This window comes from Parapedobacter sp. (assembly GCF_053550995.1).
Genome location: NZ_JBMQOC010000012.1, coordinates 106,579 through 119,157 on the forward strand (window position 1 = coordinate 106,579; position 12,579 = coordinate 119,157).

The window sequence follows — 12,579 nt, forward strand, 5'->3', positions numbered from 1 at the left end:
CGTATCTTTGCGCGCATGGCTCATGAAGATACGATTGTGGCATTGGCAACGGCTACCGGAAACGGGGCCATTGCCGTCATCCGGGTGTCGGGCCCGGCAGCAATAACCCTTGTCAACCGGCTTTTCAAGGGTAAGGACCTAGCGCAGCAACCCTCACATACCCTACATTTCGGAACCATCCGCGATGGTGATGAGGTATTGGACGAGGTGCTGGTGTCGCTGTTCATCGGCCCGAACTCCTACACCGGCGAAAACAGTGTGGAACTCTCCACGCACAATTCGCGGTTCATCATCGAGCGGGTTATCCAGCTGCTGGTCAAAGCCGGGGCACGCCCCGCCCAGCCGGGCGAGTTTACACTACGGGCTTTCTTAAACGGCAAGATGGACCTTTCCCAGGCCGAGGCCGTTGCCGACCTCATCGCCTCCAATTCGGCGGCATCGCACCAGGTGGCCATGCAGCAGATGCGCGGCGGGTTTTCCACGATGCTCAAGCAGCTCCGCGAACAACTGATCCATTTTGCCTCACTCATTGAGCTGGAGTTGGATTTTTCCGAAGAAGATGTCGAGTTCGCTGACCGGGAGCAACTCAAAAATCTGATACTTGAAATCAATACGGTGGTCCATCGCCTTATCTCCTCTTTCGAGCAGGGTAACGTGTTGAAAAATGGGGTGCCCGTAGTGATTGCGGGTAAGCCCAATGTAGGTAAATCGACCTTGCTCAATACCCTTCTTAACGAGGAGCGCGCTATCGTGTCCGATATCGCCGGGACAACGCGCGATACCATCGAAGATGAAATCAACATCCATGGGGTGTCATTCCGTTTTATCGATACCGCCGGTATCCGCGATACCATGGACATCATCGAGGCAAAAGGGGTGGAACGCACACGTGAAAAGATGCGGCAGGCCCGGCTTATTATCTACTTGGCCGATCCGCAACAGGACGATAAGGAAGAAATCAACAGCCAAATAGCGGAGGTGGGCGCACTGGGTGTTCCGTACGTCGTGGTGGTCAATAAAACCGACCTCCTCACGCAGACGCACAAGGAAGCTTTGGCCGATATCAAACCCCTGTTTATTTCCGCCAAGAACAATGTGGGGGTAGAAGAGCTGAAAGACGAGTTATTGCGGAAAGTCAACCTGCATCACCTGGATGGCGACGACGTGCTGGTCACTAATATCCGGCATGTGGAAGCATTGCAGAAAACTGCCGAATCCCTCGAGAAAGTACTTGGAGGGATCGACAACCCTGTTACGTCCGATTTCCTGGCGATGGATATCAGGCAGGCACTGCACCATCTCGGTGAGATTACCGGCAGCGTATCCACGGATGATTTGCTGGATAATATTTTTTCGAAATTCTGCATCGGGAAATAAATTTGTTTTTCTTTATTTTCTGTTATCTTCTTTTATTTGATAATCAACTATTTATGATGTGTTGTTTTTGACTTTTATAGGCTTTGTTGCTATATTTGTACAACTCATGTACAACTTCGGTTTTCGGAGTTGTACATGAGTTGTACAACTCGAAAGCATGATATGAAGATTACACTCAAAGAAAAGAAACTACAAGACGGAACCATCAGCTTGTACATCGAATACTACAAAGGGTCAATCACCGACCCATCCGGCAAGCGCATACACTTGCGGGACTTCGAGTTCCTGAAATTATACCTGCATCAAAACCCAAGGACTGCTGGCGAAAGAAAAGAGAACAAGGAAGCTTCCGGTTTATGGGGAATTTTATTCGCATGATTTTTCCAGCTTCGGAGGTGCTTACCGAACAAGTCACCGAACAAGTCACCGAACAAGTCACCGAACAAGTGTTGAATTTATTGACGGTGGCAGACCAAACCGGACGTACAAGTGCAGAATTGATGGCACTGGTCGGAATCAAGCATCGTCCTACTTTTCTATACAATTATCTTCAACCCGCAGTTGATAGGGGATTGCTGGAAATGACCATACCCGATAAGCCCAAAAGCAGCAAACAACGTTATGTATTGACGGCGTTGGGAAAGCGGATGGCAGAAGAGATTAATAAGGATTAAAACGTTGCGAACATGGAGAAACCACCTATTTCAATGATCGAAGTTCAATTAAGGAGCTTTGTTGAAACCTTACGGCCAGCCGACGAAGAAACACGTAAGCAATTGGATGTTGGTTATTCTTGGGATGGACAAACAGCTTTGTTGTTTGAAATTAGGCCACAATGGAATGATCCGACGAAAATCTTAGAACTACCCTTTGCAAAGCTCCGTTTTGTTAAATCTTCCAAAATATGGAAATTGTATTGGATGCGTGGATCAGGCAAGTGGGAAGCCTATGAGCCGCTACCGGAGAATGCTGACGTGCATAAATTGTTGACCGAAATTAAAAATGACGCGTACGGTTGTTTTTTTGGATAGTGGAAAAAGGCGAACAGGAACCTCAGTTGGAAGCGTAATCCCGATTGCGAACGCACTGCGTGCGCTATCCGATGCGGAGAATAAGTGTCTTTATGTCCGCATATATTGCGGAGCATAACTTTGGGATGCGGAGATTATTGCTTATATTTGCCGTATAATTTGCGGAGAATGTACATCCATCAATTACATCATTGGCCTGATTTTACATGGAATGCGGATGAAATAGGCCCGCTCTTGGCAGCGGTACGCTTTAAACAAGGGAAACTCTTGGGCTATATGGAGCACTTGGGGTTCGACTTGAAAGCGGAAGCGGTGTTGCAGACCTTGACCCAGGATGTGGTCAAGTCAAGTGAAATCGAAGGGGAGATGTTGGACATAGACCAGGTACGGTCTTCCATTGCCCGTCGCCTTGGGCTGGATATTGTTGGCTTGGTACCTTCGGATCGGCATGTGGATGGTGTGGTGGAGATGATGCTCGATGCAACGCAACGGTATGATCAATCGCTGGATGAAGAACGGTTGTTTGGCTGGCATGCCGCCTTGTTTCCCACGGGTCGTAGCAATATGTATCGTATTGTGGTCGGTGATTGGCGGAAGAACACAAAGGATGATCCCATGCAAGTGGTGTCAGGGGCAATGGGCAGGGAGAAAGTGCATTTCCAGGCACCCGATAGCGAGAAGTTGCCGGTAGAGATGGAGCGTTTTTTGACGTGGTTCAATAGCGATACAGCCATCGATCCGATGTTAAAAGCCGCGGTTGCCCATCTTTGGTTTGTAACCATACACCCTTTCGAGGACGGCAACGGACGGATATCAAGGGCGATAGCGGATATGCAATTGGCAAGGGCAGACGGAAGCCCCCAACGTTTTTATAGCATGTCGGCCCAAATCCGGCAGGAGCGCAAGCACTATTATTCGGTACTGGAGAAAACCCAATCGGGCGATTTGGATATCACGGAATGGTTAACATGGTTTCTCGAATGCCTTGGGCGTGCAATCGATGCTTCGGATGTGGTGCTGGCTTCGGTAATGCGCAAAGCTAAACTTTGGATGATGCCGGTAGCACAAACGTTCAATGACCGCCAACGATTGATGTTGAATAAACTACTGGACGGTTTCGAGGGCAAGCTAACATCTTCTAAATGGGCAAAGATTGCCAAGTGTTCGCAGGATACGGCAACACGTGATATACAAGATTTGGTCGTAAAGGGGATACTGGTCAAGGACGAAGCCGGGGGTCGGAGCACCAACTATTTGCTCACACTATAGTATTTCGGCTCCTATTTGTACCTATTTATCATAAGTCATTATAAATCAATATAAACTACATATTGTATCGGGAAGTAAATCGACTCCCTACCGCTTGCCCTTATCGTTTGCCTTTCTGTATGAATGCGAAGCATTAAGCCTACTGAGGCAAACTCGTATATGTTTTGTATATACAATACCCATAGTTGTAGACCTTTTGTCATGACTAAATCTGTGCATGCGCAAATTTTTATACTAATCTTTGCATTCCACCTCTCCCTATCGGGGCTTATCGTAAAAGTATTTAGTATCAAATAAGCTATCTCGGTCAATAAAAGAAAGATTAATAACGTATATGGAAACCATGAATTTTTTAACGAAAGCTATATTCTTGATGCTGATAAGTATCCTGTCTTTTTCTTGCAATAAGAAGGATGACAACCTTCCCGAACCCCAAATCGGATATTTTGTGAAGAAGATCACCGTACGGGAGGCGAACGATGAGTATATGATGATAGACTTTCGGTACGATGGTAACAACAGAATAATCAGGCAGGCGATCGACACCGACACGGTCCGGTATGCATACAACGAATGGGGACAACTGACTCGTTATCGTCTCAACGACGAAGAAAGCTATCGTTTTGAGTACATGGACAATATAATCACTCGCATACTGGAGCATGATCCGCAAACGGACGAGGTGGTGGACGAAATTCCCGTAACATTTTCCAACGGCACTTATTCGATCCGTGGCGAAGTCATCTGCAAGGTAGATGACCAAGGTCAGCTTTTGGAATTACCCACTGAAGATATTGTGTTTTCGTATGGGGAGGAAGCCGGTGTGCACCGGCACCTGACGCTCAGTCCGGCCCGATATTTTTTGCTTGGAGGCGAGTTTATTGTTTATGACCTTACCTTGTCCAATAAGGAACTTCTTGGCTGGGCGCAGGAAGGTTCGATGGTATCCATGGAAAACCAACGCAGTGAACAGGGACTTATCACCACCATTACAGTCACCACACTTTACGATAAGGAATTCCAATGGGATATTGAATATGAAGAGCGGGAACTGGTGCGTTGATCAATATTGTAAACATCCAAAAAACAGAAAAATGTCAGAACAATCTTCGCTTTACATAAAAATCGAAATCAAAAAAGAAAAGTTGGAGCTGTTTCTCCAGGACAAGCCGGCACCCCTGTCTATCGACGAAAATGTACGGTCCTGGTGGGAAAGCAGGGAAATGTACTCACCGATAGATCTCGCAACAGTTCCGCAGCATCAACTGCATTATCCCCATGCCCACAACCGGGCAATAGTCGATGGTTTCCTGGCAGATGAGCGCATGGGCGCCTGGCAGGATTACAATGATGCACAACAGACCTGGACCTTCGTTGCCCTGCAATTCAGCGAGAACTTTTTGGAAATACTTCCGATGCTTTCCTTCCTCCAGCAGCTGGCTGCCTATCAAAGCGGGGAAGAAAAGGGCACTGCGGTGATTTACGATTTCCTTTGGGGCGATGACAGCGTAATGGTCCAACTCGACTTTTCAGGCGGACGGGCCCAGCTTACAAGCTCTTCCACACAGTCGGAAATGGATGCCGAAATATTCAGTGAGGCAAGCAAATGCCTGCAACACCTACTGGATGAGACGAGCAAAAAGTACGATGATTAAAATGAAGGTAGCCATGAGGGCGGCATCAGTCATATGGCTTCTTTTTTGCCTGAGCGGCAAGATCGCTTTGATCGAATTTAATCTTGACCAGAAAAAAGAGGGAGTACATTGAGGATAATTGATTAAATAACGCAACTAACATACACTATGCAAACACTACGTTTTAAGCCCTTTTCAAAAGAGCATTTGGTTGAAGGTATTCGTGCCAAATTGCCCCACCGCAGAATAACGACAAACTTTGGCGCCCTCCAAGTACGTACGAGTGGGTTTACCGTTACCGGAAACATTGGGTTGAGATTAAAACCCGAAAAAGGGACGATCACAACCAGCAGCGGTTTGGATACGGGGTTTATACTCCTCCTTTTTTGTCTGCCGCTGGGCATCTATGTGCTGGCCAAACGGCGTAAAATCAAGGCGCTGGAAGACGAAGTGGTGGCCGCGTTAATGGAATTGCTGGATCCGCCGACTGATTAAATTACGATGAAATCCTATAAACGTGGTTTTTAAACGGTGGTTGCACCGGAACATTTTGCAGAAGAACGGATACAACCACAAAAAAAGGAGTTTCTGAGCATGTTTTAAAAAAGCAACGTGGCACGGGTTATGATCAACAAATTTGTTTATAAAAAACTGAAAGAAATTTCCCCTGAGGCTTTGTATCAGCCTCCGGCGGAGTCCCTGCTGGTCCATTACGACCCGCCCACCGATGTAGAAAAACAAGCACTTCTGGAGGCATTGCATGCTGATAAAGATGTTCCGTTGATAGACGCCGGTCGCCGAAAAGGCTTCCGGGAATTTTTGTTTGAGTTAGAGCGGGAGCTACCCATCATCAATACCGAAGGTCGCCCGGTAAAGGGAAATATCCGGCTGGCCGTCTGCTTTGAGATGGCTAAAATCCTTTATTTGCGCCGTAAGGGGGTGCCCCGTTCCCTGCGTTCCGTCATCATTGAAGCCGAACATGTCTTTCTTACCCGTCATGCGGATGCTGCCGGTCTTGCCACTTCAGACGGGCCAAAAACTTTCCTGCCCGCCGTAGCGGAAGTGCAACATACCCTAAGCCGGGTATTTTTGATGGTCTGGCCAAAAGAAAGGGAAGATGACGAAAAGCTGCACCGTCTGGAGCGCCAGTTCAAACAAGTGAAAAAATTGGCTGACAAAGAACCGCTATCCGATTTCTACCGGGAAAAATTAAGCGGGGAAATTCAGGGGATGAAAGAAAGCTTCACCTATCTTTTTGATCGGCTTGTCCGTTATGGCCAAACCACGGGCAACCCCGAATGGAAGGCATCGATAGAAACAAACATCCTTCCCTATAAAGAAAACATACACAAGGTTCTTTCCTTAATGAACGATTCGCTGTCGGCACACAACAAGGGAATGCACCTTTATATCAGCTGGCCTTATTACTTGAGCAACCAGTACGATAAAAAAGGAAGGAATGTGATTCTTCACGAAACAGCCCACGCCATTGATTTTGATAATGACGGCTTCAACGGCATTCCTGCCCCGGCCCTGCTCCATCAGGTCGATGAACGGGAATGGCATAACCAATGGCGCAAGCAGTTTGATCAGGCCACTGCCGGCCAAATGGATTTTTTAGACGCTTATGCGCTGAAAAACAAATTGGAGTTTTTGGCCGTGAGCACAGAACTGTTTTTTCATCGCAGCGATTTGATAAAAGAAAAAGCTCCTGAACTGTTTGGGCTTCTGGAAAAAACCTACGGCTACGTGCCCGGGCCCGAAACCATCACTTCCTGGAAAAAAGTATGGAAGATCCCGGAAATGTTTAAGCGGCTCAATAACGATTTGGAGGATATTTTAAACCGGTAAAAATCAAAGAATGATACTACAAGAATTTTTTAAGATCAACGGAATAGACGTAGGCTTCGGCAGCCACCCCATTGAAGGCACTGTTTACAGTGATCCGAAAGCCCTCACGTCCGAAGTGGTGGTCCGGAAAGGCAAACTGCGGATCAACCTGTTAACGCCTGCGCTGGAATTGACGGAAGCCTTTCACAACGGCATGCTGGAGGAACCTGCCCAGGTAGACTGGATCCGGTTGGTGACTTACTCCGACCTCGCTATTCCCGGCGGCAGGTACGATACAAAAATTGAATGCCCGTATGGGAAGCGTTTTTCCGGCTTCGAAGTGTATGGCTTTCCCATTACAGCCCGGTTTTATGGCACCATCGATGTGCAGGAAGGCCAGGTGTACATCAAAGGCGAATTGCGCCCGGAATACGAAGGCAATGAAGGGGCTGTGCCCATTGAGATCGTCAAGCATTTTGACCCTAAACCGCTTCTTCCGGAAAGGGAATCGCTGACATTGGAAGAAGCATTGAAAAGAAATCCGCTGGAAGTGTACGACCTGCGTATTGGTAAAGGTGCGTTTAGCAGCTTCCCGGAAAAAGTCCTTTCCTTTAAAAACCTGGAACGTCTGTGGATTGGAGGCCAGGCAAATTTAGAATTCGAAACACTTCCGGATGCGTTTTTCCAGCTTACCAGCTTGCATACCGTTCAAATTTACGGTGGGTTTAAACGCAGTACACTGAAATTGCTTTCACCAACAATCAGTCGGCTCACCCATTTAGAGGAGTTGACGATCCAAGCGGCAAATCTCATCGAAATACCGGAGGAAATCACTTCACTTACCAATTTGAGGGAAATCAGTTTTAGGAATAACCAACTTACTTCCCTGCCCGAAAGCATTGGCCGTTTACCCCATCTGAGCGCCTTGGATATCGAAGGAAATCGCTTTCGAAGCCTGCCGAAAAGCCTCGCCGAAATACCGTCGGTAAGGGTGGACCGCAAGTATAAAAAGCTATATATGGATACGGCTTACAACAGCAAAAACCCCGATCCGATGGATGAATCCTTGTTTGACCTGACGCGCTATCCCCAGGAGCGCGAGCAACTGGCCAATGAAATTGATAAGAATGAGGAAGTGAAAGCGTACAAAGATTTTCTGCTGGGTACCGCGCGTATAGGCACGTATTTGATGCTCGACGATGACTTGCAGGAAATTCCGCTGGGCACATCCAAAGTTGGCGGCGCCCCCGATTTGCCGGAAGACTGGGCCCACCCGGCAGGCAAAAACGGTGCCCTGTACCTGTTCCATGCACAGATCAACTGTGAAGAAGCCGCTCCTTTCCAGCACTACCTGCCTAGGACAGGCATGCTGTATTTTTTTGTAAGCGATGAAGAGCATGTAGACAAAACCATTGTATTATATGCCCATGCGTTCAGCGGGCTAAAACGCCATGAGTACAATGAAGAAACGGAATTTACCGACCCTGATTTTGACGATAACTACCGGAAAGCGGTGGCCGTAAAATTTGCCAATGCCGTTTCCTTGCCTTCCACCTATAATCTGTACCATCATGGCGAAGAGCGTTTCCCGAAGTATGCCGGATATTTGGAAAGTCTGAAAAAAGATGACGCCGCATACGGGCATTTTGAAGACAACGTAACGGAGTTTGTAGAACAGCTACTTGAAAAGCACGAATCAATCGGACACAAGGGCCCTTATCGTAATTTCAGGACGCACAGCCTTAACAGCTACGTATTCACCCAGCACGAATCGCCGGAAGAGCAGGCAGCAGCGCGTTTCGGCGGCGAGCCAAGCGAATGGATGGTTTTGCTCAACATGGAAAGCATTGGGAAATTCAGCTTTTGGGATGCGGGCACGCTAACATACTGCATCCATAAGAAAGACCTGGCCATCGCCGATTTCGGTAGGGTTCATACGAGCATTGAAAGTAGCTAGCAGGCTCATGCACCCTATTAATCCGTTATTCGATGTTCAAACCGATGCCCACAGCGCATAATGAAGCATCCCATTTTTTATTTGCTGCTATTGACACCGTTTTTGGCATGCAACTAAAGACATCCCAACCGTATGTGCCGGAAGTTATTTCGCATAATAAATAAATGTTTAATTTGTGCGTCGAATAAGGAATCCATATCGGTGAACCATGAGGTTAAATGAGATGCGTGCAAACTTCAGTTTATTATTACTACTAATGGTAACGGCCATGCAGGCCTGTGGCCAACCCAAAGAGCATGTTGCAACAGGCGGTAGTGGGCCGGTATACCGGCTTAGGGTAAAGAGCTCCTTGTCGTACACCATTCAGGTAAACGGGATAACGGTAGCCACCAAAAACCAGAACGCGGGAAACACACGGTGGTTTCTCATCAACAACAGTATCCCCGCTTCCGGTAAGCAGGAACTGGGCATCACGATCCTGCCGGCAATGGATGATGACGGCACAAGCCACCTGGCCTTTTTGGGCGATGTGGGGTATGATCATGTGTTTAGTCTAACCATCGAGCGCATGGATGGCCAGGGGAATGCAACGGACCCGGCGGTGGTTTACCAGTATGATCTGCCCGAAGGCGATTACTCCGGGCAGCGGAACTTTGTTCATCAGGCAGCTTTTGAAGCTGACGTGCCTTATGAGCTTGAAGATTGGCGGAACGGAAAGACGTTTGAAGCGGCAGATAGCGTGCACCTGAAAGCGGCCGTGATGGAATTTTATGACCAGTTGAAGCACCATTATGAGCACCGCGAAGGGTCCGCGTACGTGGCGCGTATCGAAAAAGGGATGCGTCACCTCGCCGAAGGGGCCTACTATGAGCACGATGCATTTGAAAACCTGAAACAGAACAAAATCGACTTCATCGATAAGCAACCCCGCACGTTGATGGATATCGATAGCTGCCGGTTGGAAATATCGGCGAATGGAAAACTGCTATCGCTACGTAGGGTCGACGGGTACAATAGGGGCGAGGGGGTGCTGCGAAGAAAATATACGAAGAACGGTCAGGAAACGGTACATGTGGATGATATTTGGCTTTATATGCCGCAGGGTGCCACCCTGAACGATGGTCCCGAGGCGTTTGAAGTTATCGGATACCAAAACTTGGTGAAGCCTTATTTACCTTAATAGGCTCCTGCCTCCGGTATCGCCGCCTGCCCGTTCGTTCCGTAAATAATGGAGGGTGAGCCTGCAAGTAGGAATATCCCCATATATAGCTTTTCATGATGGCGTGTAGCGTGAACGACAAACTTAGTCAAATCCGTTTACAACCCCCGCGGAAGCAAGATGTGCTTGCCGATATAACGGTAAAGTTACCCAAAATTTATTCAGCCCCTCCAACCGCTTCCGTCGTATCTCGGGAAAAAGCACCCCTAAAGCCAGTGCACATCGGCCTCCGCCAAGACAAACGCTAACGCTTATAAGCGCCGATTTCACCAATCACTACATTGGCCTGATCGCCGCTCGGCTCCAGACAAACTACCTTGATATAGCGGCAGTCTTGTGGTTCCGGAAATTCAAACCGCTGAACACCCCCTGCATTAGCCACATTATATTGTTCAACAAGTGTCCATGTCAGGCCGTCGTTGCTAACGTATGCATCAACGAGCTTCGGTACTTCGTTCCGGCTATTCTCGAAACCTAACCAAAAGCCCGCGGTACCTGTTTTTACTTCGCCCATATCAACTGCCAGCCAATGGGGAAAATCAGTGCTTCCGACTAAGTTTACCCATATGCTGCTGATGTCATCATCCAAGGCGGCACCGGGCATGCGGTCGGTACGCCCGTTTCGGCTGTCATAGCTGGAAGCTGTAGCCGTCCAGTTGCTGCGATCATAAGTCTTTTAGGAGAGAAGCCAGTGGTACGTAAAATTGTCAGGTTTTTGAAATCATTCCACCTAAAACTTATCCCGATGGGGGCGGCATGGGCAACTTAAAACGGCTTAAATATTGTTTCTGGTCGCTCTGATTTCAGTCTCCCATAGAACTCAATGGCATATAACCTTTTCGTCGAAATCTTGAAACCAATTTTCGGCGCTTAACGGCGTGCGCTTAAACGGAAGCGTTGACTTGACGAGGCAATCCGGTTATTAACGTCTCCGGGCACCCGGGCGCCCGGAGACGTTTCCGGTTATCTTTATCCGTTGGTTGGCCGCGGTGCGCCGCGGTCGTATGGCGTCATGTCGAAACTGTTCACTTCGTCCATGGTCAGCCCCAGTGCTTCTGCTACACCCTCGCCATAAGCGGGGTCGGCTTTGTAGCAATTGCGGATGTGGCGGATTTGGATGAACTTATCGGCACCACCCACCTGTGCGGCGGTGTTCCGGAAGAGGATATCGGCTTTGCCATCCGCTTTGATGATGCGGAACAGGTCGCCCGGCTGGGTATAGTAGTCTTCATCATCGTCGCGGTAGTTGTGCGCGTAGGCCGTGCCTTCGAGTTCCAGTGGTGGTTCTTTGGCGGCGGGTTGTTCCTGCCACTCACCATAGCTGTTCGGCTCGTAGTTTTTGGCGTCGCCGTAGTTCCCATCCACGCGCATGGCACCGTCACGGTGGAAGGCATGGTAGGGGCATTTCGGCTTATTGACCGGTATTTGGTAGTGGTTTACACCCAATCGGTAACGCTGGGCATCGCCATAGGAAAACAACCGGCCTTGCAACATTTTATCCGGCGAGAAGCCGATACCGGGTACGATGTTGGTGGGGTTGAAGGCAGCCTGCTCCACATCCTGGAAATAGTTATCGGGATTGCGGTTCAGTTCGAACTCGCCTACCGGGATGAGTGGAAAGTCTTTTTTGGACCATACTTTGGTTAAATCAAATGGATGGAAACGGTAGGTCTTTGCTTCCTCCTCGGTCATGATTTGGATAAACATCTTCCATTTCGGGAAATCCCGGCGTTCAATGGCATCAAAAAGATCACGTTGCGATGACTCGCGGTCCACACCGATCAATCTGGCCGATTCTTCGTCGGAAAGGTTTTCGATGCCCTGCTGGGTGACGAAATGGAACTTCACCCAATGCCGGACGTTATCTTTATTGATAAAGCTATACGTATGGCTGCCAAAGCCGTGCATATGGCGGTAGCCACGGGGGATGCCGCGGTCGCTCATGACGATGGTAACCTGGTGCAACGCCTCCGGAAGCAGGGTCCAGAAATCCCAGTTGTTGTTGGCGCTCCGAAGGTTGGTCTTCGGGTCTCGTTTAACGGCGTGGTTCAGGTCGGGGAACTTCATCGGGTCGCGGAAGAAAAATACAGGTGTGTTGTTGCCCACCAAGTCCCATATCCCTTCGTCGGTATAGAATTTCAATGCAAAGCCCCGGATATCGCGTTCGGCGTCCGCCGCACCGCGCTCGCCCGCAACCGTAGAGAACCGGGCGAACATATCGGTCTTTTTCCCGATTTGGCTAAAGATGCCGGCTTTGGTGTA

12 protein-coding genes and 1 pseudogene are annotated in these 12,579 nt (G+C 48.7%); 11 read left to right on the forward strand and 2 right to left on the reverse strand.

All coding sequences use genetic code 11. The features are described 5' to 3' along the window. Window positions 1–15 precede the first annotated feature (15 nt). The 11 genes from mnmE to ACO1NT_RS01800 all read left to right on the forward strand — a co-directional run bounded on the left by mnmE (window position 16) and on the right by ACO1NT_RS01800 (window position 10,278). Window positions 16–1,377: a tRNA uridine-5-carboxymethylaminomethyl(34) synthesis GTPase MnmE gene (gene mnmE, locus ACO1NT_RS01750; RefSeq protein WP_449046640.1), complete on the forward strand. Its 1,362-nt coding sequence runs from the start codon at window positions 16–18 to the stop codon at window positions 1,375–1,377. A 162-nt stretch (window positions 1,378–1,539) separates the two neighbouring features. Next, window positions 1,540–1,755, forward strand: a complete 216-nt coding sequence (locus tag ACO1NT_RS01755; protein WP_449046641.1) for a hypothetical protein — start codon at window positions 1,540–1,542, stop codon at window positions 1,753–1,755. Then, on the forward strand, window positions 1,752–2,051 hold the full coding sequence (locus tag ACO1NT_RS01760) for a Fic family protein (RefSeq protein WP_449046642.1): 300 nt from the start codon (window positions 1,752–1,754) through the stop codon (window positions 2,049–2,051). Before ACO1NT_RS01755 ends, ACO1NT_RS01760 begins: the two co-directional genes overlap by 4 nt. A 12-nt stretch (window positions 2,052–2,063) precedes the next feature. After that, window positions 2,064–2,408 carry a DUF3024 domain-containing protein gene (locus ACO1NT_RS01765; protein ID WP_449046643.1) on the forward strand — a complete coding sequence of 115 codons (345 nt, stop codon included), beginning with the start codon at window positions 2,064–2,066 and terminating at the stop codon, window positions 2,406–2,408. A 168-nt stretch (window positions 2,409–2,576) separates the two neighbouring features. Next, window positions 2,577–3,677, forward strand: coding sequence for a Fic family protein (locus ACO1NT_RS01770; RefSeq protein ID WP_449046645.1), 1,101 nt, complete (start codon window positions 2,577–2,579; stop codon window positions 3,675–3,677). Window positions 3,678–4,020: 343 nt separating this feature from the next. After that, on the forward strand, window positions 4,021–4,740 hold the full coding sequence (locus tag ACO1NT_RS01775; protein ID WP_449046646.1) for a hypothetical protein: 720 nt from the start codon (window positions 4,021–4,023) through the stop codon (window positions 4,738–4,740). A gap of 31 nt (window positions 4,741–4,771) precedes the next feature. Continuing rightward, the gene (locus ACO1NT_RS01780; RefSeq protein ID WP_449046648.1) at window positions 4,772–5,332 is read left to right on the forward strand and encodes a hypothetical protein; all 561 of its coding nucleotides are present in this window, start codon (window positions 4,772–4,774) and stop codon (window positions 5,330–5,332) included. Between the two features lie 147 nt (window positions 5,333–5,479). Then, entirely contained in the window at window positions 5,480–5,806 is a 327-nt protein-coding gene (locus tag ACO1NT_RS01785; protein WP_449046649.1) for a hypothetical protein, read from the forward strand. A 129-nt stretch (window positions 5,807–5,935) separates the two neighbouring features. Continuing rightward, the gene (locus tag ACO1NT_RS01790) at window positions 5,936–7,162 is read left to right on the forward strand and encodes a zinc-dependent peptidase (protein WP_449046651.1); all 1,227 of its coding nucleotides are present in this window, start codon (window positions 5,936–5,938) and stop codon (window positions 7,160–7,162) included. A 10-nt stretch (window positions 7,163–7,172) separates the two neighbouring features. Continuing rightward, window positions 7,173–9,098, forward strand: coding sequence for a DUF1963 domain-containing protein (locus ACO1NT_RS01795; protein WP_449046652.1), 1,926 nt, complete (start codon window positions 7,173–7,175; stop codon window positions 9,096–9,098). Window positions 9,099–9,306: 208 nt separating this feature from the next. Then, a complete protein-coding gene (locus ACO1NT_RS01800; RefSeq protein ID WP_449046653.1) occupies window positions 9,307–10,278 on the forward strand; it encodes a hypothetical protein in 972 nt (323 codons plus the stop codon). A gap of 283 nt (window positions 10,279–10,561) precedes the next feature. Here the strand turns inward: ACO1NT_RS01800 and ACO1NT_RS01805 are convergent. Beyond that, a pseudogene (locus tag ACO1NT_RS01805) lies at window positions 10,562–10,954 on the reverse strand (discoidin domain-containing protein); the annotation flags it as partial. Between the two features lie 332 nt (window positions 10,955–11,286). After that, window positions 11,287–12,579: catalase (locus tag ACO1NT_RS01810; RefSeq protein WP_449046654.1), on the reverse strand; the 1,293-nt coding region annotated here is incomplete at its 5' end.